Below are 23787 nucleotides of genomic sequence, written 5' to 3' on the forward strand. Positions count from 1 at the left end.
CACTAGTGACATGCAGCACACGGGGGGTGAGGTTCAGCAGGGTCCCGCGTTAGCCGGGGACGGACTGGCGGCGCAGCGGGTACTGCTGACGCTGGCGGTACGCAACTACGACGATGACTACGAGGCGGAGGCTTTCGCCGAGGGGATCGACCGGCAGTTGTCGGTGGTGCGGGAGTGGTGGAGCACTCCGGGGCCGCTGCAGGCGTTCCGGCAGGTGGCACCTCCGGAGTTGCAGACGCGTGACGACGTTGAGGACTTCCTGAGGGCCCACCAGGTCAGGGAGATGCGCGGCCAGGCGCTGGTGCTGTTCGTGACCGGGCACGGCATCAAGGGCAAGTCGGATACGCATTTTCTGCGGCTTCCCGCCTCGGTGGAGTCCCGGCCTCTGGCCACAGCGGTACGCACCTCTGACATTGTGCTCGCGGCGCTGGACTCGCACGTCAAGAACGTGCTCGTGATCGTCAACGCGTGCTTCGCGGGCAATATGCATGCTGAGATCGCAGCGCTGTACAAGGAGATACCGCCCAGCCGCCGTGAAGGGCGCAACCTCGACGTCCTGACCACATGCAGCCACGACAGCAAGATCAGGGTGCTGCAGTTCCCGAAACTGCTGGAGGAGGCGCTGCAGCGCCTGCGGCGGACCGCCGGGATCACGACCCCGCATCTGAGCGTTCCGGACTTCATGGCCGAGTACGCCCGCGGTTTGCGAGACGAAGAAAAACGCAAGTTCAAGCTGCGGTATGCCCTGGACGGTGGTGATTCCGAGCCGACCCCATGTCTGCCCAATCCCGGCTACGTGCATCTGCCGGAGATGCTCGGCACGGCGCAGCAGGGCGGAGTTCTGGCACAAGGGTACTGGCTGGACCGGGCTACGGGCCGGCCTCGGGAGTACGACACCGGCTGGTACTTCCGCGGGCGTACTGAGCTGAACCGCGCCGTTGCATCGTTCCTCAGCCCTGCTGTTCCCCGGGGGGTCATGCTGATCACGGGATGTGCGGGCAGCGGCAAGTCAGCCGTTCTCGCCCGTGCGGTGACGTTGAGCGATCCCCTGTTCCGCGACGACCCGATGTACAAGGCAGCCCAGGACTCCGCGTCCGCGGACACGTTTCCGCCGGAAGGCGCCGTGACCGCTGCCGTCCATGTCCGGCATTTGAACGCAGCCCAGGTAGCTGCCAGTTTGCTGCACTCTTTGGCGTTGCCCCTCGAGCCGGTACCGGCAGCGGGCGATCAGGTCGACGTCTGGTCCCGCCAGCTGCTGGAGCATGTCCGCACGTGCGATCAGACTGTGACGATCGTTCTTGACGGGCTGGACGAGGCGTACGAGCAGGCGCGGATCATCGGTGACATTCTGACGCCGCTGGCTGATTTCTGCCTTCCGCGTGTGCCGGGGCAACGCCAGGACGAGCACGCAGAGACTGCGGTGCCTGCGGTGCGCTTACTGATCGGAGTGCGCTCCAGCCGGCCGAGCCAGAGCAGCACCAGTGCTCCATCTAGCGAAGACCCGGGCCTGCTGAGGGCCTTGCTGCAGTTGTTTCCAACAGCTCATGTGGAGCGCACCGACAACGAGAGCAGCAAGAACGACATCGCCGAGTACGTGGAAGCACTGATCGGTGATGGGGTGGATGACAGCACCGTGGCGGAGGTGGTGCCGCTGGTGGCCAAGATGGTGTGGCCGTCTTTCATCGATGCCCGGCTGGCGGGGGACCAGCTGCGCAGTACTGATGATCCGCTGACGCTTGCTCGCAGTGAGAATTGGCAGCGGATGCTGAAGCGGGGCATTCGGGGCCTGCTGCAACGCGATCTTGCACTTGTGGGCGGGGATGGTCTTCCTCCGGACGTTGCCCTGGCTTTACTGAAGGCCTCGGCTTTCGCCAAGGGACAGGGTGTGCCGTGGGCGGAGGTCTGGCCGGCCATCGCGGGGGTCTTCCTCGCTCCGAAGAGCCTGAACGGTGATGAATGGGATGCGATGATCGGGAAGCTGCTCAATGGCCGGCTGAGCGGTTACCTGGCCCATGCGGTGGAGGACGATCGGCGGGTGTACCGGCCCGCTCATGAGGAACTGGTCGAGGTGCTGCTCGATCCGGATGCGCGGCTGCTGGACAACGGGGGCCGGGATGCATGAAGCCGCTGACAGCAGGAACGCCGAGATTCACAGGAAAATCGCAGCTGCCCTGGCAGATCTGGTCCCCAGCGATCCGGCCATTCCCCCGCACCCGTACCTGCGCCGGCACCTTGCTGAACATGCCGCAGAAGGCCACGTCCTGGACGACGACCATGTACCGCCCGCTCTGCTCGCCTGGGAGACCAGTTCAGGGGTGCGGCAACTGCTGGCGGCTCATGAAGAGGGACTCGAACGCCGAGAGTGGCTGCAGGCGTGGGCCGGGCTGGAGCCGTTCGCACAGCAGGCGGGACCCCTGTCGCGGCTGTCCAGCATGCGTCTGGCCCAGTACTCGACCTCACTGCTGCCGTCCCAGTCCGGGCCGACACCATCCTCAGCGGCGTCGCAAACACTTCAGGCCTCACCGGTAACCCCGCTATGGAGCGATTGCGTCGCTCCGGTCCCCGCCTGGACCACTACGGGGAAAGATGTGACGGCCATGGCCACCGTCGTGAACGCCGGCGGTCAGACAGCTGCCGTGGCCGTGGGTGACGGAGGCGGTTCACTGCGCATTCTGCGCCGCGACGGCAGCCTGGCTCATGCCCCGATCACAGTCCACACCGGCGCGGTCAGCCATCTGCTCGCTGCCGGGGGAGACCTTGTGGTCACCGCGGGCATGGACGGATGTGTCGCAGTCGTGGACGCACTCCACGGCAGACTCGTCCAGAAAGTCGTCACCTGCCGGCCGCAGACCTGGGTCAGCTCCCTGACCTCCTACCGGCCCCCGGGACACCTCCCCCTGGTCCTGGCAGCGTTCAGCGACGGCCACATCGCGGCCTTCGACATAGGACGCCTCCAGATCCACCCAGTGCCCCTTCCAGAACTACAGGATTCATCAGCGATCATCTGCGGCATCACACGCGCCGACAAACACCCGTGCCTGCTCTTCACCGGACGTGACACCGTCCACTGCTTCGACGGCCACAACCAGTTTGTGCACTCCCGGCACCCGGCACGGATCCGCGCACTGCTGGCCCTGCCGCAGCCAGGCCAGTACGCCGTAGCAGACGAGGACGGAAACGTATCCGTCCACGACCTCACCGACACCACAGGCAGCGCCGCCCCCCTTGCGGTTGCTGCCCACGCCGCTCCTGTCACCGCGCTGCTCGTCACCTTTCTCGACCGCCAGCCGGCTCTCGCCTCGGCGGCCGGTGACGGGACGGTCCGGCTGTGGCGGCTGCCGGGTCTGGAACCTGTCGACGGCGAACTGCCGGCGCACGCCGCACCCGTCACCGCCATGACTCGCCTCACCGGCGACACCGAGGACCGTCTTCTGACGGGAGGAGCCGACCGCCTGGTACGCCGCTGGACGGTAGCCCGGCCCACTTTCGGCCGACCTCCGCAAGCACGGAACCATGTCACCGCCAGCGCCCTGTCCCCTTCACCTCCTCACCTGCTCGCCGTGGCCAGAGCAGCGCGTGTGGTCGTATGGAACCTGACCTCCAATACACAGCGCACGCTGCTGGAAGGACAGAAGGTAACGGCGCTCGCCTGGCCCAGAGTGCAGGGCCGGCTCCTTCTGGCCGCGGCACTGAGCGACAACAAAATCGTCTGCGTCGACCCCGACACCGGGAAGCAGGCCGGACCGGACATGACCGGCCACTTGCTGCCCGCCCGGGCACTGGTGGCGTTATCCACCAAGCAGGGAGAACTGCTGGTCAGCGGTAGCGGTGATGGACAGGTCCGCATATGGAAGCCGCAGACGGGACAGCTGCTCAGAAAGTTCGGCGATCACCAGTTCAGTGTGCGCTGCCTTGCCACCCACCGAAACCTCGCCCAGACGCTCGTCGCCTCAGGCGGGGGTGACGGCAACGTGCGGGTCTGGGATGCGGACAGGCTCGAGCAACACGGGCAGACAATCAAGTGCGATCAGGACGTCATCAACGACCTCGCCTTCGTGAAAGAGAGCGACAGACTCCTCGTTGCCAGTGCCGGGCAAGACGGCACACTGAAGCTGTGGGACGTCAGCACCGCAGAGAAGGCGCACGAGCTGACTCTCGAGGACGGTGAACTCAGCGCGGTCACCGCATTGCCTCTGCCCCAGGAGCGGACCGCAGTCGCGGCAGCTGGCACGACCGGAATCCACGTATGGGACGTCACCACCGGCCGACGCCTGCTGAGCATCGTGACGGGATCACCCATCCGCAGTCTGAAGACCGTGCAGGACCCGGACCGCGACGCTTCATCGATCCTGCTGGCTTCCGGTGAAGCAGGAACCATGGCTTTCCATCTGGACCGGGAACAACTGTGGTGACCGTGCGCCGCCCGCGTGCCTCAACGCTCCGCCAATGCGCCGTGCACCCGGGCCGTTCCTGGAAGACACGCCGCAGGGCCTGACGAGAGAATCTTCAGCCCCGCCAGTGGGACACCGAAGAGTCTGCCCTGCACCAGCACCGTTCGAGTGAGGATCGATGACCGTTGCGTTAGCCGCCCGGCCTCCAAAGCCCGTTGGCAAACACCCTTCCGCCGCGATCGCGGCTTGCCGCAAACGCCGAGAAGCGAGCCAGGAGAAGGGACATCGGCGATGACCGTTCCGCCTGTCACCTTGAAGCCCGCTCCCGACGACGGCGTGTGGCGCCTTGGCTGGGCTTATGACCCGATCAGGTACAACCAGGTAGAACCAGAGACCCTCGACGGATCCGCGGCCGGACGATTCAGTCTCTTCTCCTACGGCATGCTCTACTGCGCATCCGCGCCGGCCGGATGTTACGCCGAGGCCCTGGCTTCCTTCCGGATCGACCCCAGGATCCGCGAGCTCATGAAGGATGCCGACACCGGCAACACAGACCAGATGGCCCTGAACGACCTCGCGTCCAGTTGGCGGGAAGAGCGCATCCTGGTTCGCCTCATCCCCTCGCCCCATGCGCAGTTCCTCGACGTGGAGACCGAACAGACACGAGTCGTCCTCGCGGACTGCCTCGAGGACGAACTGAAGGCCCTGGGCGTCGACGGACCGCTGTCGGACCAGCACATCCACGGCAAGGATCGCCGTATTGCCCGGCAGATCGCCGCCTGGGCCGTTGCGCAGCGCAACAATGACGGCCACCAGCTCATCCAGGGCATCACCTACCGGTCCGGCTACGGAGGCCGCCAGTGCTGGGCGATCCTGCGGGACACCGAACTGAAGGAAGTCGAGCGGCGCCCCATCCGCATGGAGGACATTGCCCTGCAAGAAGTGGCCCGCGAGTACGGACTGACCATCAGGTGAGCGAACTGCGTCGACCGGCCGTACGTACTGTCGCCCGATCCGGTCGATGCAAGCTGCCGAGGTCACGCTTCTGCAACTTGGTGCACTGCAGCGAACCCGCTGCTCACGGGGCCACCCATGGGCCGCATGGTGGAATTTAGGTGTGTTCTTTAGGGGAAAACCGTGGGGTAAGGACCACCTAAACGGGTAACCTTTCATCAACACCACTAGGGAGTAAGCATGTTGATCGACATCGCCGCCACAGACCTCGGCTTACGCGGGCCGGCATCCCGCAGCCAGTACGGCGCAGCACCAACATCCCCCGTCGTCCCAGCCTCCTCCAGGCCGAGGTGGTGTGCTGCTCTCAGCAGCCAGCCGGACAGGCGCGCCCGCGGCACGGCTCCTCACAGCCGATCCGGCCGCCGTCCGAACCTGACCACGCCGCACGCCTTCGCGCGCTAAAAAGCGCCCGCCTTTGCCGCCTCCTCTGGCGGCGGGGAAACGAGGAGACCATGCAGACTCAGCGAGAGAACACCGCAGAAGCCGCAGACCGGGCGCTCCGTGACACCACAGAGCAGCCCATCGCCGAGATCGCGCGCTTCCTGCAGGACACCTTCAGCCAGCGAGTCGCCGCCCACATCGCAGGCGTGGAAGACCCCAAGCAAGTCGGCCGGTGGGCCAGGTCGCAGAACACCCCCCGATTCGACTCTGAATGCCGCCTGCGGACTGCGTACCAGGTGTTCACCTACATCGCCAACTGCGAGAACAGGCACATCGCCCGCGCCTGGATGATGGGCATGAACCCGCAGCTCGAGGACGACTCGCCGATCCAAGTCATCGCCGACGGACGCTTCAAGGACGTGATGGCCGCAGCCCGCTCCTTCCGCCGCGGCGACCTCTGACCACGCCCCGTCATCCGCCACGCTGTGACACGGCCGGCCTCATCCTGCTGGGACGCAAAACCCCTGCAAACTGAGCCGCGAGCACTGCCCCGGCGAGCGTGCATCGCCACGGCAGCAACACCCCAAGCCGTGGCGGTTCCACGCTGCGGAGCGTCCGTTCAAGCGTTCACTGGCCACACACCTGCACAATCCTGCAACGGTCTGGAGCGCCCCAGTCCCCTCGGGCTCCGGACCGCTGTTGATTTCTGCCTCGAATCCGTGGCTACAGGTACAGGTACGGCAGCAATCCTCGGGATATCCGGGTATCGGGCGGCGACGCGCTGGTGCTTGGTGGGGGAGGGGCCCACGGCGGTGACATTCGCCCCGAGGGCGGCCATGCAAACGGCGTGCTGGCCCAGTCCGCTCTGGAGGAGCGCGTCGACGGTAAGGCCGGCTCGGAGGCCGAGGAGGACCGCGAGGGCGCCGGCGGTCGGGGAGGTCATGGAGCGGCTTCCGGCGGTCACCGTGGTGCTGGTCGCCTGCATCCGGCGCAGCACAGCCCCGTCGTCCGGCCCACCTGGCCCGGACACCGCCCGGCAGGCAGCCGCCGCATGCCTGCGCGCGGCCACTGTACGGACGGCCACACACAGGCGTGACGGCATCCTGCAGCAAAGGCCCGGAAAGGGGACATGGACGTCCCGCGCGCCCGGTGGCAGGCTTCCAACCTCTCACCAGTCGGATGCTGTTGCCCGGCCTCACGCATCGCGCTGCGGACCGGCACCCGGTCCCGTCGGCGTCACCGCGCCGGACGAAGAGGTCAGGCCTGCGCCGGCACCTTCTCGGCCTCCTCGGCCCCGGTCTTCTCGGCGGCCGGGGCCACTTCTGTGGCTGCGTCTTCCGCGGCGGGCGCGGACTCGGCCACGGCGGTGTAGAGCACGGTGTTCTTCTGCTTCGTCCGCTCGACGCGGCTCTTGGAGACCAGCCGCTCCAGGGTGTTGCGCACGGTATTGATGTCACGGGCCCGTTCGGGGTGCTCCCGCTCCAGGTCACCGGCGACCTCGCTCGCGGTGCGCGGCTGGCCTGCGTGCCTGCCAAGAACGGTCAGCAACAGCTCGCCCAGGGACGGTTGTCCGTCCTCGGGCGCCGGCTTCTTCGCCGCGGGAGGCTGCTTCGCCGCAGGCTTCCGCACCGTGGTCTTCCTGGTCGCTGACTTCTTGGCCGTGCTCTTCCTGGCGGCCGTCTTCTTGGCCGTGGTCTTCTTCACGGGCGCCTCGGCCGGCTCGTCCTGCTGCTGCTCGGGAACAGCCGCGGAAGCCTCAACAGCCGACTCGGCCTGCTCGGCCGCTTCGGCCGGCCCGGACGTGCTGTCCTGCGGCTGTGCCGACTCCTCCTCGGGCATCTGCGTACCAAAGCGGCCTTCGGCCGGGGCAGACACCGTCTCCAATGCCCTCACCAGCCAGGCTTCGTCCGCCTCGAGCTGTTCAAGGCGCTTGCGCAGACGGGCCTGTTCCTCCCGGTTGGCGCTGAGGTGGTTGGCGAACTGGGTCGCGTACTGGCTCTGCAGGCTCTGGGTGGTGGGCTCTTCCGGCTCGGTGGCCACGCGGCACGCTCCTTCACACGGGGTTGTTGCTGCCGGATGCTACTCACCCGAACGGGACCGTCGCTGCTGTCCTGGGCGAACACCACCCCTGGGAGCAGCCGCACACGGCGATCCCCTCCGGAGCCCCGGTGCCCACAGCCCGGCACGACGACCTTCCCGCACGTCCCGCGCCCCCGGAACACGGCACACGCCTCCAGCCCCGGACTTCGGACAGCCATCACGCACGGCCGCTCCCGGCGATCTTCAACCGTCCCTGCTCCGGCGCCCCGCAGCGCATGCGGCACCCACCATGCCTGCATAAGGTCCCCCTCGAGCCCGCTCGGACAGGACGGCGGGACTTCGGCGGCCCCGTGCCCTCCACGCACGCCGCACGGGGCCGCTCCCGATGACGGACGCCGTTCCCGCCGAGCGCACCAAGTCCCGGGGTACCGGCCCGGAACGTTTCCCGCCCCGCGGGAGCAGCCAGTTTGCACCCGCTGCCTGCGCTGCGCCTGGCGGCCGAAGGACCGTGCCGGGACGGCACACGGTGCTGTCCCTCATCCTGAGGCCGACCTGTATGAGTGTTTCTGCCCGGCCGGGGCCGAGGTGCCCGTGCGGGGTGCAGGCTGACCGTGCCGTGCCCGGCCTGCGGCCTTGCCACCCACCCTCACCGCAGCATGGACTACGACGGGGTGAACGTCTACCGGCCCTGGGCCAGGCCCGACCCGGCGCGTGATCACAGGGGGAGGAGGCAGAGGCGGCATGGATCGTGCTGATCTCCGGCGACTACCCGGCCCGGTACTTCACCGACACCAAGGTCCACCACCTCGCTGGCCAGATCGCTTGGTCCGGCCCCCATCCCCGTGACTACGGCAGCGCGAAGGTCGCCCACGATGCCTGCTGCCCGTACCAGCCGTAACCGGCCGACTTGCAAGCCATTCCCATTTGTGATCGGGGAGGCATATTGCGAAGCGTACATGGACTGGGTGATCGTCCAGGCCGGGACAGCGTAGTCGGCGGAGCCACTGCCCCGCCGATTCTACCGCCGGTAGAATCGGCGGCATGAGTAAGCCGACGAGCATCAAGACCAGCGAGGAAGTGCGCGACCGACTGCGTGTCCTTGCCGAGGAGCGCGGCACCACCATTACCGAGCTGCTGGAAGAGCTCGCTTCCCGCGAGCTCACGGAAGCCGAACGGGAGCAGCGCGCTGCCGAGGCGGCCCGTGAGCTCGGCATCCAGTACACAGAGCAGGTCCAGCAAGCCGGCCAGGATGCCTGGGCGAAAATCCGCGCTCATCAGGCCGGCGCCGCCGCGTGAACCTGACGGCTGTCCTGGACCACACCGCTCTGGCCGCCCTGTACCGGGCCGATCCCTTCTTCACCGGCCTCTACATTGAGGCCTCACGTGGCACCGGCCGAGTCATCATTCCATCCCTGTCCCTCCTTGCCGCCGAGCGGCAGATCGCCGGGGCAGGCGAGCATGCGGCATCCTTGCGCTTCGCCGAGAACATCCCGTTCACTGCTGCGCACGCCGTAGACGCGATGGAATGGAAAAACGTGGACTGGCCGGTGGCCCACGCGGCCGCGATCGCCTGGCACGCGATCAAGGCTGGGGAGCCCCTCACGGTTCTGTCGCTGGAACCCGAGTTGTACACGGGTACCGGCATCACTCCGCTGAACCCCACCTGACCCGCACCCTGGGCGAAGGCGAGGCTGTCTCCGGGGAAGCCTCACATTCGACTTGCAGCGACCGGCCGCCGGCGAGGACCGCGGACGGTGCTGTCATTACATGCGGTGCGGGCACCCGTTGGTGGGACGGTCGGACCAAGCCCGTCCCGCCCACGCCGAGCCCCGCTGCACTCCCCACCGTCAGGCCGCTGACCAGGAGAAATACAGAAGTTCAGCTCGAGTGCTGAAGTGCTCGCCCCGCCAACCAGGGCGCGCCCTCGACTTGCGTCTTGGGCGCAGGCCGCAACACGGACACGGCGAAGAAGGTCGCGGGTCGCCAACGGAGCGTCGTCACCGACGCCCTCGGTCCGCTGCTCGCGGTGCTGGTCACGGCCGCGAGCAGCGGGGCCGGCGCCGGCACCCGCCTGGTCGAGCAGGTGGTTCACCCAGCCACCCAAGCGGCGGGCCGTGGAGCGGATCCCTGGATGGCTGGTGTTCCCCACGTCGAGCCGGTCGGCGCGGCCCTCCGCGGTGCGGCTGCGCTGTCAGTTCCCGAACGCGATCAGGACGCCGTTCTGCCCGGGCGTGAACACCCGGCCGCGCGCGGTCGCGATGCCGGGGTTGACCCAGCCCGCCCAGTCCTCCTCCGCGACCACGTTCTCCTGCGGATGCGGCTCGGCCCGCAGCCGGTAGGACCAGACCACGGCGCCGGTGCGCTCGTTCAAGACCACCAGGCGGCCGTCACCGTCCTGGACATACACATGGCCACCGGCGACGAGGCGGACAGTGGCCGCCTGGCGCGGGCTGCGGTAACTCCAGGCCGTCGTGTACGTCGTCGTGCTGATCGCTTTCACGGTGCCGCGATAGGTCACATAGACCCGGCCGGGACCGAACGTGGGGGTGGCGTCGGCGGGAAAGGACCGCAGGACGACGCCGGTGTGCTGGTCGTAGGCCACGGTCCGCTCGTCGTCGGCGGCCTTGCTGCGCAGCCACAGTGCTCCGGCGCCCCGCACGATCGGATTGCCGCCGAGCGCGGTCAGATCGGGTACGTCGTAACGCCGCAGTTCCCGGCCGGTGCTCCGATCCAATAGCTGGTACGAGTAGTTGTCGAAACCGAACCACACCCCGAGGTCGTCGACGACCACGGGCGACATCCCCCAGTCGACGAGCGGGGCTCGCCAGAGCTCCGCTCCGTCGGAGGCGCGCAGTGCCATCGCCGTGCCGCGGCCGTCCTGCGTGTACAGGACGCCGTCGTACCAGGTGGGCGGATACTCACAGATGCCGGAGCCGGTGCTGCGGGACCACCGCTGCTCACCCGTTGCGGGGTCCCAGGCTGTCACCACGCCTCGGCCGGTCTGGGTGAAGAGCAGCCCGCCACCGTAGGCCAGGGTGGCCTTGGGATCGTTGTCGGCGATCAGGCGTTGGGGCCACAGTCTCTTGCCGGTGGCCGCGTCCAGTCCCACGAGTTCCATGCGCGGGCCGCCGGTCTGCTCCTCGTCCACCGCGTTGACCACCACGAAGACCCGCCCCCCGATCGCTACCGGCGCGGAGACGGCCGAGCCGAGGTCGACCGACCAGAGCTTCGTGAACGGCGGAGCCGCCGTCGCCTGGGCGACGAAGCTGTCGTGGCGGGCGTTGGCGCGGTACCCCAGTGTGGCGTCCGCCGGTTCCGTGGTCGCCGTGGCGGGTGCGGGTCCCGGGGACGCCGCGTTTCCCGGACCGATGCCGACGGCCAGGACCGCCAGAACCGTCGCCGTCACACAGCCCGATCTGGTCCACACATGCCTGACAGTGTTGCCCATGAGCCCCCCCCTTTTGGATCGCCACTCCATCCGCGCGGGTGGAGTCGGCCGGTGCACCGGCCGCCGCTCCGGTTACCCAGGATGCGCGACGTAACTCCCTTGTAGTGAAGGGGGTTTGGGACTTCCCGGATGCGCTGCCCCCGGCAACAGCGCAGCGGACGCCCTACTGGCCCCGACAAAGCCTCCAGAGGTGTCGGTGGGTGATCAGGCAGACGGCGAGTCCGAGGAAGGCTTCATGGATGTCGTCGAGTCGTTTCCGGCGAATGCACAGACGGCGGAAGCCGTGGAGCCAGGAGATCGTCCGCTCGACGACCCAGCGGAAGGTGCCCAGGCCAGTGCCTTAGGGCTGCTCTCGCTCGGCGATCACCGGTCGGATACCCCGCTTACGCAGTAGGCGTTGGTACTTGTCGCGGTCATAGCCGCGGTCAGCGATGAGCATGTCGGGTCAGAAGCGTTGATCAGAATTCACAGTGCAGTCACTGGGAACTTGGAATTCTCAGACAGTGAGATACCGGTTGGTTGGCTTCGCCTGTACGCGGGGTGAGGAGCAGGGCTTTTCAGGTGTAGGCGAGCAGTCGGCCAGCGGCGATCACTCCGCACCATACGAGGATCGAGACGGTGGCCGCCATCCTCGCTCTCTTCGGCGTCGGGATGTCGATGTCCCAGGCGTTCACACCGCGGTAGGTACCCCAGTGGAAGACCGCGACATTGATGCCCGCCACGATCAGGAGGCCGAGTTTCCAAGGTGCCGCGCCACTGTTGCCGACGGCGACGGCACCGGAGATGAACATCACCACTCCGGTTGCGACCGCGAGCGCGAGACCGAAGCGGGCCAGCGGCAGCAGGTGCCGGGCGGCTGCCGTGACGGGCAACATCTGCCGACCGACCCCGAGTAGCCGCAGGTCGAAGGCGAGGGCGGGGCCGACGAGCAGCGCGATGCCGAGAATGTGCACGCTTTCGAGCGAGGAGTACAGCAGCGGCGTTGTGCGGACGGTTTCGCCCAGGTTGGACCGTTCGAGCCAGGAGAAGAAGTCGTCCACGGCTCAGGTCCTGTTGGCGCGCCGTACTACGTAGTAACCGCCGCCGACGAAGAGTAGCAGCACGGCACCGCCAGTCACCAGCCAGACGGTCGCGTCGGAGGAGTCTTCGGAGTCGGACGCCGTACTGCTCGACGCACCGTCGTCGCCGGTCCCGGACTCGGCCGGCGCCGCGCCACCCTCCTGGGGGGTGGCCTCGGGAGCCACCGGCAGGGGCACGGACCGTTGGCGCACCGCTTGTCCGTCCTCCAGGACGATCATCTCGGGGCGCAGCTCGTCATCGTGCTCCCGGTCTAGGTAACCGACGACCTCCAGCTTCTCTCCCTCTTCCACCTTGCTGTCCATCCCCCAGGCCGACAGCCGCTCGATGGGGGCCAGGAACAGCTTCAGTTCGTTGCTGGACCCGGAGTAGGAGCGGGTCGACTCCATCACCTGCCGTCCGCCGATGTCCTCCAGGTCCGAGGGGATCTCCCGGTCGGCCCAGCCGTCCGGCACCTGCTTGTCCTCGATGCGCAGCGTCACCTCGGGGTGCGGGTTGCCCCACCGGACACCGGTCACGGTGCCGGAAACGTAGTAGGGCCGCGGTTGTGTTGTAGTGCTCCCAGCCGTGGTGTGCGGCCGCCGAACCGGCGGACACCAGGGCGAGACCGAGTGTGGCAACGGTCGTGGTCAGAGCGAAAGCGGAGGATCGAAGTCGCATGCCCCGCAGTCTCGTTGGTGGTTCCGCCCACTCCAGTGATTGTTCATCAGATTCAATCTCTGTGATTGCATGGAGGTATGAATCTTGAACAGATGCGCTACATCGTGGTATTGGCGGAGGAGCTCCACTTCGGTCGCACCGCCCGGCGTCTGGGCCTCCAGCAGCCGACTCTCAGTCAACAAGTACGCAAGCTGGAGGACGAGTTAGGTGTATCCCTGTTCGACCGGACTACCCGTGAGGTCAGTATCACCGCGGCGGGCGAGAGCTTCGTCGCCGAGGCCCGCCGCGCCCTCCACCATGTCGAGCGGGCACAGCTGACCGCCAGACAGACTGGCCGCGGCGATGTGGGCCAACTGTCTCTGGGGTTCGTTGGCTCGGCCGTCCCCGAGTTGATTCCCCGGCTGCTGCGCCGCTTCCGGCGCGTCTATCCGGGCGTCGAGCTCCAGGTGCGGGAACTGCCCAGTGCCCGCCAGGTCGACGAACTGCTCGCCGGCCGCATCGATGTGGGGATCCTGCACGCCCTGAACGAAAGCGAAATCCAGGAGGGCCTGACCAGTCAGGAAATTTTCCGTGACGTCCTGGTCGCGGCGCTGCCCCGCAGGCATCCCCTGGCACTCGCTTCCCCCCTGCCGACGTCCAAGCTCGCCGGTGAGCCGTTCATCATGTTCCCCCGCCGTATGGGACCGTCCCTGCATGACCGGATAACCAGCCTGACCCGGGCCGCCGGCTTCGAGGTCCAGGTCTCGCAGGAGGCAGGTCATATGCAGACCATCATCGGGCTGGTCGCGGCCGAGGTGGGCGTATCCATCGTTCCCCGTACGATGGCGGCGCTGCGGCAACCCGGTGTCGAGTTCCGGCAGCTCACCCCCCAACCCGAGCCGCTGCCCATTCAACTTGTCTGGCGCCGAGGTGAGACGAGCCCGGTGGTGCGCAACTTCCGCACGATCCTCACTACGGACTCCTCCGCGCTCCGTGGCCGCCCCGACGGCTGAGGTTTGAGGCTTCCCGGATGCGTTGCCCCCGGCAGCAGCGCAGCGGACGCCCTACACCGTGTCCTGCATGGTCAGTTTCAGGTAGCGCTTGTAGCAGCAAAGGGCTGCGGCGTGTCCGAGAAAGGCAAGGTATCCTACGTGTCCACGCCGAACTCAGGGCCCGGGGACAAAAGATCAACCGCAAGCGCGTGACGCGGCTGATGCGCATCCACCACATCGTCGGGCGCCATCTGCGCCGCACCAGGCGAAGGACGATCGCGGACAAGACGGCCCCGCCCCGGACCTGATGATGCGCGACTTCACCACCGACACTCTGAACACGAAGTGGTGTGGTGACAACACCTACATCCCCGTCGGTTACGTGGCTGTATCTGGCCACGGTGATCGACATCTGCTCGCGCCGGGCCGTGGGCTGGTCGATCGCCGACCACATGCGCGCATCCCTGGTCACCGACGCCATCGAGATGGCCGTGACCGCCCGCGGCGGCCAAGTGGACGGGGTCGTCTTCCACACGGACAAGGGCGCCCAACACATGAGCAGGGCCTTCGCCGGTGTCTGCCAACTGCACGGCATCCGCCGCAGCGTGGGACGTGTCGGATCCAGCTACGGCAATGCCCTCGCCGAGTCGTTCTTCCAGGGCCTCAAGCGGGAACTGTTGCACGGACAGCGCTGGACGTCGAAGGCACAGACCCGCCTGGAACTGCTCCGCTGGATGTCGTATTACAACCGACGTCGCCGGCACTCCGCGCTCGGCTACCTCACTCCGGTCGAGTTTGAACAGCGTCTGATTACAGCACGTACTCTGTCACGCGCCGCATGAAACCCGGTGCCCACGCCCGGGAATCAACCTCACCCCAACACCGACCCTGCCGTGGTCAACACTCTCTCCAGCTGCGAGTGGATCAAGAAGAGTCAGCCCGACCCACAACTACTACCTGGACGTGCCGTTGGAGGAAACCGTCGCCCGGCATGCCACCAAGCCGATCGCCGACGATGTCAGTGAGGCGCAGCTGCGGGACTGGTACCGGTCGCGCGATTTGCTGCCCGGCGGAGTCGAGACCGTCATCGGTGCCGACAGCACTCTCGCCGCGACCGTCGACCGCATCATGCTCGACACTGGCCTGGCCGGCCTCCCGGCCATGGATCGTTGACACCGTCCGGCGAGCACGTCATTCGGTTGCGCTAAGCGTTGTCCCGTAAATGATCTACGGCATGCCGGTTGACCAGCGTCGTTGCCTCTCATCCGGCCAGTGTGAGGTTGTGCAGGCGGGCGATGCCGAGCATGGCATGGTGGACGCCGTCGCCTTTGAGGCGGCAGTCGCGAAGGATCTTCCAGGTCTTCATGCGGGTGAAGGCGTGCTCGACGCGGGCGCGGACCTTGCGGTGTGAGCGGTTGTGCTCTTCTTTCCAGTCCGGGAGTTCGGCCTGGCCGCGTTCGCGGCGGTGCGGGATGACCAGGGCCGGTGCCGCGGTAGCCGCCGTCGGCGATCACGGTGGTGTGGCCGGCGGCGTCCTTCGCGCCCGAGATCTCCCATGCCTTGCAGTCGTTGCGGTTGCCGGTGACCGGCCGGCCGACGGTGACGACGAGCCGGGTGTCGGCGTCGATGACGACCTGGTGGTGGGTGGAGTACCGGTAGTTCTTGGACTGCTCGGCGATGGCGTGGTCGCGGGTGGGGACCAGGGTGCCGTCCACGATCAGCACGGTGTCCTTGCGGAACCGTTTGCGCCGCTGGAGCGCGAGCGCGGGCCCGAGGTGGTCGACGATGCGGTCCGCGGCCGACTTCGACACCTCGAACAGCGGCGCCAGTTGGCGCAGGGTGAGGTTCGTGCGCCAGTACGCGGCGACCAGCAGGACCCGGTCTGGAAGCGGCAGGCTCCAGGGCCGGCCCTTGCGGACCGGGTCGGCACCCTCGCGCCGCAGCGCGGTGACCAGCTTGCCGAACTGCCGCGGGCTCAGCCCGGTGAACGGGGCTATCCAGGAGGGCTCCGACGCCGTGATCACACCAGCCACGGCGAGATCATCTCACCCCTGACCAGCGATTACGGGACAACGCTTAGCTCAGCTACGAGTTCAGCGATCACATCCGCCGACAGGCCCGTGATCCTCCGGTCACTGATGATCGCTGCACGAGACGCGTTCCCCACCACACGACCATGATCGACGAACAGAAGCTCGACGCCTCACCGCCTACCGTGCACGAGCTCGTTAATCATTTGTAGATCGAATGTAAATCGGGGCCCATGAGGATGCCTGTGCCGTCTGATCACAGACTGCTACGCCAAGAGGAAAGGCATACTCATGAGATACGGCAGAACCAGCCTGTGGGCTGCGGGTTCGGCCCTGGCCGCGGCGATGGCGCTCGTCGGCACCCTCGCCCCGGGCGCCAGCGCCGAGCAGCAGCGCGACGGTAACAGCGAGAAGAGCGTCCCGATCTTACAGGCTGTCGGCGCCGACAACCTGCGGAAGATGAACGAGCAGCGACCCCTCGTCGCCGCTGCGAGCATCCTGGCCAAGGCCCAGGAGCGGGGCCACTACGAGGGCTACACGGGCATCGGCCTTCAGGAAGACCACGTCACCCTGTGGTGGAAGGGCGACCTGCCCGAGCCCGTACAGCGGGCCGCGGAGCGGGCCCGCAGAACCGCCCCCGTGCACATCGTCGCCGCGGACCACTCGCTGGCCGAACTCAAGGACGCCTCCGAGCTGTTACAAACCCGGCTGGAGAAGGACCCCTCGCTCGGCCACAGCGTCAAGATCCCCACTGACGGCAGCGGACTGGTCCTGGCACAGGACACCACCCGCGCAGCACGCACCGCCTCCGTCGCGCAGGACCACAGCACGGTCGACCGGATCGCCGGCGTGTCCGTGAAGACGATCAGCGAGGAGCCTCTCCAGGAACGCTCGCGTGTGAACGACGGTGCGCCGTGGTCGGGCGGAGCACAGATAAACTTCAATGGCGGGGCGTGCACGGCCGGGTTCGGTGTGCGTGACGCAAGCGCGACCTACCTGCTCACCGCTGAGCACTGCGGTCGGAGCGGCAATCGGTTCACCAACCCGCAGGGCACCTACATCGGCACCTCCACCAAGTCCAGTGACGCCCACGACGTGATGCTCATCCCCACGAACTCCGACAACTTCATGTACACCGGGGGACCTGACAGCGACGCGGGCGTGCGGGTCGACGGCTGGGACCACGTCTTCCCGGGTGAGTACCTGTGCCAGTCCGGAATCACCAGCGCACGGGCCACGGGCGGCCCGGTCTGCAACATGAAGGTCCTCTTCTTCTACAACGACTCCGAAGACCTGGTGGAGGCGGAGCAGATGGACGGCCGGGAGGCGGCCCGCAGCGGTGACAGCGGCGGCCCGATCTACACCGCCTCGGCCGCCGGCGGCGCGATCGCCAAGGGCACGGTGACCCGTAGTGCGGGGGCGCGCCTGGGCTTCCAGGACTTCTACACGGCCACGCGGGACTTCGGCATCTGGATCAACAGGTAGATCCGTCCTCGCGGCCCGTACCAGGGCCCGCCCGGCGTCCTCGGCGGCCGTGAAGGCCGGGAGGACGCCGGCTTCCGTCGCGGCGGCCTCGGCGAGCCGCAGCGCGGGCTGGTGGTGGGAGCCGAGGCGGGACGGCTGTCAGTGCGGCAGTTCCTGTCCCCGCACCAGCGGCAGGTGTGCCGCTTGGAAAGTCATCGCTGCTGGTCAAGCCGCATATCGGTACTCGTTGATCGCTCCGCCGAGGATGCGGGTGCGTAGGGGTTTGCCGGGATGGCCGTGCTGGCGTTCGGCGGCGGGTTCCTCGCTCACGTCGGGCGGGAGTTGGTCCCGGGCCTGGTGAGGCCGGTGTCCGTTGTAGTGATCTTGGTACCGGCCGAGGACGCGACGCGCATGGGCCTCGTGCACGATCAGCACGTGGTCCAGGACCTCCCGGCGGATCGTGCCGATCACGCACTCGCAGTGGGCGTTCATTCGCGGCGCCCGGGGCGCGCTGAGCAGCACGTCCACGTCCTCTGACTGGAAGACGGCGTCGAAGGCCTCGGTGTACTTGGTGTCGCGGTCGTGCAGCATGAAACGCAGGGACTCCATCCGTGTGCCGAAGTCAGCGGCGAGGTTGCGTGCCTGCTGCACCGCCCACTGGCCGGTCGGGTGGGCGCTAACGCCGGTCAGGTGCAGGCGCCGGGTGCCGTGCTCGAGGAACGCCGGCACATACAGGCGCTTGCCCAGGACGGTGTCGAGGTGGAAGAAGTCCGCGGCAATGATCCCCTCGGCCTGGGCAGTGAGGAACGTGCGCCGGCCGGGGCCGGAGCGGCGTGGGGCCAAGTCGATGCCCGCAGCGTTGAGGATCTGCCAGACGGTGGACGGTGAGATCGGGTGCCCCAGCCGGGCCGGCTCGCCCTGAATCCGGCGATGGCCCCACCTCGGATTCTCCTCGGCCAGGCGCAGGACGAGCTTCTTCAGCGCGGCCGGGGTCGGCCGGTGCGGCCGCGGCGCTTGGAACAGTCCCACTTCTTCGCGATCAGCCTGCGGTGCCAGGCCAGTACGGTGCCGAGCTGGACCGGGAAGACCTGCGCCCAGCGACGGCGCGGTATCAGCGAGGACAGGGCAGCAAACCAGAACTGGTCGGCCGGCTCGTAGCGCACCGGTCCTACGAGTTGGCGGCGCAGGACCGTGTTCTCGTGCCGCAGCACGAACAGTTCAGCTTCCTTCGTGGTGTCGCGGCGCAGCAGTATGCCGGGGACAGCCAGCAGCTTCCGGGTCACCCTGTACAGCAGCGAGACGATCACCATGACAGCATCCCAGCTGCTACCGACGCTCCAGGACATGGGTACGCACCTGCAGCGATGACTTTCCGAGCGGTACACGTGGTCGTCGACCTGCTCTGCCACGCCTGAGGCAGGCGGTGACCGAGCGGCCGGGTGAGGACGCCCGTTCGGCGCGTCCTCACCCGCCTGCGGCTGACGCATACCAACAGGCCCTCATGGCGGGGAGGCCAGTTTCGCCAGCATCTCTCTCGCCCGGCCTGCCGCGTCCTCCCAAGCGCCGTTGGCCGCCCACTCGAACGCCTCCACTGCACCGGGGGTGTCGCCCGAGCGGAGGAGGCTCACGCCGAGGTTGACGGCGGACATGCCGCCCTGGACGGGGTGGCCGCCGGCCATGATGAAGCGGTATGTACTGCGGGCCTCCTCCTCGCGGCCAGCCTCTCTCAGCATGCCGGCCATGTCGAAGGCGACGGCCACGGAGTGGCTGGGGTGGCCGGTGCGGACGGCTCGCTGGTAGGCGGCATGGGCGGCGTCGAAGTCGCCGTCACTGCGCAGCAGTTCGGCCTCTTTCACCGCGGCCAGGGCGGCGAGCTCCGCGTCCCCTGCGGTGACGGCGGCCTGGTGGGCGTCGTGGAGGAGGAGCTGGGCACCGTGCCGGTCGCCCCGGATGCGCCGCAGGCGGGCCCGGCAGAGGAGGACCAGCGGAGTGTCGGCGTCGGTGGCCAGGGCGAGGACGCGATGGAGGTGGTTTCTGGCCCGCTGGGAGTCGGGGTCATGGGCGTAGTCGGTGATCTCGGTGAGGTAGTAGTGGGTACGGGGGTTCAGGTCGCCGGCTTCGATCGCCGCGGTCACGGGCGTGAGAGCGGCCTCGCGGGGCTCGTGGTGGGCCAGCCAGCGTCCGTAGTCGAAGTCCAGGTCGACGGGGGTGGCCGCGGAAGGCCGGGCGGGGGCGATGGCGGTGAGGCGGGCGCGGGCCTCGTCGGCGGTGGTGGGGGAGTCGAGGGCGAGGGCGTAGGCGGCGCGGGCCTCGTCGAGGGTGTACTCGCAGGCCAGGAAATCGCCGAAGGCGAGAGCGCCCGCGCTCACCGCTTCCGCGTCGTCGGCCTTCAGGGCGAGCTCCCATGCCGTGCGGGCTCCCGCGTAGTCGCCCGTTCTCTGGCGGACCTGGGCCAAGAGGGGCGCCAGCAGTGGTTTCTCCTCGGGAGAGAGGTGATGGAGGGCGCGGTCGAGAAAGGGCTGTGCCTGGGGGAGGCGTCCTTCCGTCATCAACCGCAGCCCGGCGGCGATGAGTCGAGGGGTGTCGCCGTGGGCGAGGACGCGGGCGAGCGGCCGGTCCAGCTGGGCTGCCGCGGCCTCGAGTTCGTCGAGTCGGCGCAGTTTGGCCGCCGCCTCCTCAGCCTCCGACGCGTCGGCCGAGTCCCGGGCCTGTTCGTAGGCGGCCCGGGCGGCCTCGAGGTCGTCGTCGGCCACCAGCAGATCACCCAGGGCATTGGCGGCGGCTGGGGCGATGTCCGGGCCGTGGCTCGCCGCGCGGACGAGTGCCTCGCGGGCGCCGTCCCGGTCTCCCCGGTCGAGCAGGACCAGGGCGCGGCCGAATTCGGCGGAGGCGGCGACGCGGGGATCGTCGGCCGCGGTCAACGGAGCGAGGAAGTCGAAGAGGGAGTCCCTGTTGCCCGAGATCGAGATGTCCCGGGCCTGCAGCAGCGCGGCGGCCCAGTCCGGGTCGACCGGTTCCGGCGGCGAGAGCCGCGGAGCGTCGGCCGCCGGAAGCGGACCTCCGCCGACGTCACCGATGGAGGGGGAGGAGTCCAGCGCATGGCGCACCGCGGCGAGGCGGGCCGCCAGCTCGGGATCCGCCTCCTCGATCCCGGCGAGGTCGGTGCGCAGGTCGATGCTCTGCGACCACAGGACGCCCCGGCCCAGCTCCAGGAACTCGACCGCGTCGGTGGCCCGGCCCGCGTCCAGGGCGGCCTGGGCCGCCCCGGACACCAGGCCCGCCCGGTCGGCCAGAGCCGCCTCCCGCACGGTCCGCGGGGCGCCCACCCAGGCGACGAGCGGCATCAGTTCCATCAGCTGCCGGCACGCGGCGAGCGTCTCCTCGTCGGGGCGTCCGGTGGCCGCCGCCCACCAACGCGCCGCCGCGAACCGCATACTGGCCGGAGCGGGGGCCCAGGTGGCCAGGGCACGGAGTACGGCGGCGGCCTCGGTGATCGTGTCGGGTGGATCGGATGCGGCGTCGAAGCCGTAGGCGCGTGCGTGTCGGATGAGGGACTGGCCCAGCAGCAGGGCCGAGACCGGGGACCGTTCGAGGCCGGCCCGGTCGAAGGCCCGACGGCTGAGCGCGATGGACATCTCGAGGTCCCGCCGGTCCCCGGCGACCAGCCAGCGCCTCAGCAGAGCGGCGGCGGTGTTGTGCGCGACGGGTGTCCAGCTGCGCAACGGCACCTCCTCCGACTCGACCGCACGCAGGCCGAGTTCGATGGCGCGGTCCCGGGAGTCACCGTGACGGCTCAGCGGATCGTCGCGGCCGGTCGTGGGTTCTCCGCCGCCGTCGGTGTTCTCACCGCCCCCGGCGTCCACGTCGTCCTCCTGCCCGTCGGGGACGTCGCCGTGGATGCCGACGAGGGCGGCGAGGGCGTAGTAGTGGGCGAACGATCCCTCCGTGGCCGCGCTGACGGCCTTCTCGGCATGGGTGAGACAGGTGGTGAGGTCGTCGGGATTACCGGTGAGGATCCAGCGGCTGCGGAACATGTTCGCCGCGGCGGTCAACCGTTCCGATCGTCTCCTGTGGCCGTCCGGGGTGAGCCGCAGGACGGTGACCATCGCGTCCAGGGCCTCGTCCAGATCGGAGGGGATCTCGTGGCGGTTGTAGCGCTGGCCGAGGGCGGACGCCAGGTTGTGGACCACGGAGATCTGGACGTCGCGGTACCCCCCGACCTCGGAGGCGGACCCGGTGTCCGCCTCCGGAGGGTCGCCCAGCCGGGCCCGGATGGAGGCCCAGGCCGTCCGGTAGATCTCCACGGCCCGGTCCAAATCCTCGGGCGGACCGCCCTGCTGGTGACGCTGGCTCAGACAGGCGGCCAGTTGGAGCAGGGCGGCCGACTCCGGGTCCGGCGGGACGGGGACGGCGACCGCCCGCTGTGCGTGGGCGAGTGCCACCTCCAGATCCGGGAGTGCGCTGAAGGCGTGGAAGCGGTCGTGGTGGTTGGCGGACTGGACCGTGAGGAAGTCCTGCCTCGTCCGGTCGTCGAGGTCCGGGCGGTCCAGCGCCTCGGCGACCAGATCGATCGCACGCTCGAAGTCGGCCGGGTCGAGGCTGACCGAGGCACGCATCCGGTACGCCTCGGCGACGAAGTACGCGACCCGCACCAGCCGTTCGGAGTGGGGTGGCGGCTGACGCAGGACGTGCTCGCCGTGCTCGATCGCCCGGTCCAGGTCGCCGAGGTCGGTGCCGTCGTCGTAGCGCCGCCAGTAGGTGAGGGCAAGGAGCTCGCGGCACAGGACGGCCGGTTCGCGGAGGGAACGCGACGATGCGCGGGCGAGGACCCGCTCCCATGCCTCGATCGCCGAGTTCCGCGTGGTGTCCGTGTCGTCGTGCACGAGGAGCTTGAGCACGGTGCCGGCGTACATGGTGAGGGCTTCACCCAGCTGGGGCTCGTCGTCCGGGAGGAGGGCGAGGGACTCCGCCATCGCCTGGCACGCCTGGCGCAGTTCCGTGGCCGGTCGGTCCGCCCGCTCGGCGATCTCCGAGAGCGTGGCACCGTAGTTGTTGAGGATCCTGGCGCGCACGGAGGAGGCGAGCGGGAGGGCCAGGGCCTCGCGATGGGCTTCGAGGGCGTCGCTCATCAGGTCCTGGTCGCCGGTCACCGTGGCCAGTTGCAGCCGTGCCATCGCCAGGTTGGGGAGGAAGGTCCGCAGCAGGCCGGAGTTCCCCGCCCGCCGCGCGTGTTCGACCACGGCGAGTGTGTGGTCGAGGGCTGCGCGCAGATTCTCCTCCTGGTCGCGGTGTTCGCTCAGACGGAAGAGGACGGCGCCGAGGTCGCCGCGCATCGACACGTGGTTGTCGCTGTCCGGAGGGGTGTGCTCCAGGGCCTTGCGCCAGAAGTGGGCGGATTCCTCGAAGAGTTGGGGGTCTTGGTGGAGGGTGCCGGCGTCGCCGAGGACGAGCGCCAGGTTGGCCGCCATGGCTCCGCGGGTCGGGCGGAGGGACACCGCTTGGCGGCTCGCCGCGATCGACCGTGTCAACAGGCCGGACTCTCCGGTGACCCGCCACGTGGCGCGCAGCAGGCGGCCCAGCCGGTCGAAGCGCTCCGCACGGAGCTCGTCGGGCGCGGCCCGGTCGGTGAGCGCCTCGGCCTCGGGGATCAGGGAGCGGTGGACGTCCGCCGCTTCCGGGTCCTCGGGCAGGCAGTTCAGCAGCGTCGTCCAGATGTTGCTCTCCGCGCGTGGGTCCACGGATGCCTCGTCCAGGAACTCCAGGGCGATGTCCTTCGCCTCACGCCTCAGTTCGGGCAGATTCGCGCGGTCGCCGACCCTGAGCACCTCCGGCAGCATGTTGGAGGCGCAGGCCAGGCGTTCCATGCCGGAGAGCAGGGGCAGGGCCTGCCGGTAGCTGTCGACTCCCTCCCGCAGGGCCTCGAAGGAGACGGCGAACTCGGTCTTGGTGAGGAAGTTGCCGAGGTTGTAGAGGAACTTGCCGCGGAATTCCGGGACATCGGCGACGGCCGGTTCCGCCGTCGCCGACCGAAGGGCATCGATGGCCCTCGCCGTGTCCTCCCGGTTGCCGGTCCGTGCGCCGCGCTCCGCCAGGAGATTGCCCATCAGGCCCTGGTGCAGCCATCGCATCGGGCAGTCCGGGTAGGCGGCCAGGTGCGTTTCATGGGACTCGATCGCGGTGTCGAGGGCGGCAGTGGGGGCGGCCTGCGGATTCTCGATGAAGAAGAAGGCCTCCTCGTGCGTGCTGTCCGAAGTGCCTCGCATCAGGTTCCCCGATCCGTCCTGTTCTCGTCCGCCCGGCCCGTAACCGCG

Annotated in this window: 14 protein-coding genes and 6 pseudogenes; 12 read left to right on the forward strand and 8 right to left on the reverse strand. The window is 68.5% G+C overall.

What is annotated here, in order from left to right; genetic code table 11:
* The first annotated feature begins 10 nt into the window (after positions 1–10).
* The 4 genes from GL259_RS00575 (at position 11) to GL259_RS00590 (ending at position 6247) form a co-directional block, all read left to right on the forward strand.
* On the forward strand, positions 11–2122 hold the full coding sequence (locus GL259_RS00575) for an ATP-binding protein (RefSeq protein ID WP_159528224.1): 2112 nt from the start codon (positions 11–13) through the stop codon (positions 2120–2122).
* Positions 2115–4412 carry a WD40 repeat domain-containing protein gene (locus GL259_RS00580; protein ID WP_159528226.1) on the forward strand — a complete coding sequence of 766 codons (2298 nt, stop codon included), beginning with the start codon at positions 2115–2117 and terminating at the stop codon, positions 4410–4412. Before GL259_RS00575 ends, GL259_RS00580 begins: the two co-directional genes overlap by 8 nt.
* Positions 4413–4682: 270 nt before the next feature.
* Positions 4683–5366 (forward strand): RES domain-containing protein, encoded by a 684-nt coding sequence (locus GL259_RS00585; protein WP_159528228.1) that lies wholly within the window; start codon positions 4683–4685, stop codon positions 5364–5366.
* 491 nt (positions 5367–5857) lie between these two features.
* Positions 5858–6247: an XRE family transcriptional regulator gene (locus GL259_RS00590; RefSeq protein WP_159528230.1), complete on the forward strand. Its 390-nt coding sequence runs from the start codon at positions 5858–5860 to the stop codon at positions 6245–6247.
* A 796-nt stretch (positions 6248–7043) separates the two neighbouring features.
* Here GL259_RS00590 and GL259_RS00595 read toward each other — a convergent pair.
* Positions 7044–7826 (reverse strand): BlaI/MecI/CopY family transcriptional regulator, encoded by a 783-nt coding sequence (locus GL259_RS00595; RefSeq protein WP_159528232.1) that lies wholly within the window; start codon positions 7824–7826, stop codon positions 7044–7046.
* Between the two features lie 748 nt (positions 7827–8574).
* Between GL259_RS00595 and GL259_RS00600 the strand changes: the two genes are divergently transcribed.
* From GL259_RS00600 to GL259_RS39460, 4 genes and pseudogenes are all read left to right on the forward strand, one after another.
* The gene (locus tag GL259_RS00600; protein WP_159528234.1) at positions 8575–8724 is read left to right on the forward strand and encodes a hypothetical protein; all 150 of its coding nucleotides are present in this window, start codon (positions 8575–8577) and stop codon (positions 8722–8724) included.
* Positions 8725–8867: 143 nt separating this feature from the next.
* The gene (locus GL259_RS00605; RefSeq protein WP_159528236.1) at positions 8868–9122 is read left to right on the forward strand and encodes a hypothetical protein; all 255 of its coding nucleotides are present in this window, start codon (positions 8868–8870) and stop codon (positions 9120–9122) included.
* Positions 9119–9493, forward strand: a complete 375-nt coding sequence (locus GL259_RS00610; protein WP_166461397.1) for a PIN domain-containing protein — start codon at positions 9119–9121, stop codon at positions 9491–9493. Before GL259_RS00605 ends, GL259_RS00610 begins: the two co-directional genes overlap by 4 nt.
* A 299-nt stretch (positions 9494–9792) precedes the next feature.
* A pseudogene (locus GL259_RS39460) lies at positions 9793–9912 on the forward strand (IS5/IS1182 family transposase); the annotation flags it as partial.
* A gap of 105 nt (positions 9913–10017) precedes the next feature.
* Here GL259_RS39460 and GL259_RS00615 read toward each other — a convergent pair.
* The 4 genes and pseudogenes from GL259_RS00615 to GL259_RS00630 form a co-directional block, all read right to left on the reverse strand.
* Entirely contained in the window at positions 10018–11232 is a 1215-nt protein-coding gene (locus tag GL259_RS00615; RefSeq protein ID WP_159528238.1) for a PQQ-binding-like beta-propeller repeat protein, read from the reverse strand.
* 205 nt (positions 11233–11437) lie between these two features.
* Positions 11438–11713 (reverse strand): annotated as a pseudogene (locus GL259_RS38170) (transposase); the annotation flags it as partial.
* 118 nt (positions 11714–11831) lie between these two features.
* A complete protein-coding gene (locus GL259_RS00625; protein ID WP_159528242.1) occupies positions 11832–12314 on the reverse strand; it encodes a DUF6644 family protein in 483 nt (160 codons plus the stop codon).
* Positions 12315–12317: 3 nt separating this feature from the next.
* Positions 12318–12869: a hypothetical protein gene (locus GL259_RS00630; protein ID WP_159528244.1), complete on the reverse strand. Its 552-nt coding sequence runs from the start codon at positions 12867–12869 to the stop codon at positions 12318–12320.
* 219 nt (positions 12870–13088) lie between these two features.
* Between GL259_RS00630 and GL259_RS00635 the strand changes: the two genes are divergently transcribed.
* The 3 genes and pseudogenes from GL259_RS00635 to GL259_RS00645 form a co-directional block, all read left to right on the forward strand.
* On the forward strand, positions 13089–14003 hold the full coding sequence (locus GL259_RS00635; RefSeq protein WP_159528246.1) for a LysR family transcriptional regulator: 915 nt from the start codon (positions 13089–13091) through the stop codon (positions 14001–14003).
* 17 nt (positions 14004–14020) lie between these two features.
* Positions 14021–14824 (forward strand): annotated as a pseudogene (locus tag GL259_RS00640) (IS3 family transposase).
* A gap of 97 nt (positions 14825–14921) precedes the next feature.
* Positions 14922–15155: pseudogene (locus tag GL259_RS00645) on the forward strand (kinase); the annotation flags it as partial.
* An 88-nt stretch (positions 15156–15243) separates the two neighbouring features.
* On the opposite strand, the pseudogene GL259_RS00650 reads toward GL259_RS00645, so the two are convergent.
* Positions 15244–16015: pseudogene (locus GL259_RS00650) on the reverse strand (transposase).
* A 288-nt stretch (positions 16016–16303) separates the two neighbouring features.
* Here GL259_RS00650 and GL259_RS00655 point away from each other — a divergent pair.
* On the forward strand, positions 16304–17497 hold the full coding sequence (locus GL259_RS00655; protein ID WP_159528250.1) for a trypsin-like serine protease: 1194 nt from the start codon (positions 16304–16306) through the stop codon (positions 17495–17497).
* Between the two features lie 204 nt (positions 17498–17701).
* On the opposite strand, the pseudogene GL259_RS00660 reads toward GL259_RS00655, so the two are convergent.
* Positions 17702–18783: pseudogene (locus GL259_RS00660) on the reverse strand (integrase core domain-containing protein).
* 192 nt (positions 18784–18975) lie between these two features.
* A complete protein-coding gene (locus GL259_RS00665; protein WP_159528252.1) occupies positions 18976–23739 on the reverse strand; it encodes a hypothetical protein in 4764 nt (1587 codons plus the stop codon).
* Positions 23740–23787: the final 48 nt, after the last annotated feature.

The organism is Streptomyces sp. Tu 3180 (genome assembly GCF_009852415.1).
Taxonomy (GTDB): domain Bacteria; phylum Actinomycetota; class Actinomycetes; order Streptomycetales; family Streptomycetaceae; genus Streptomyces.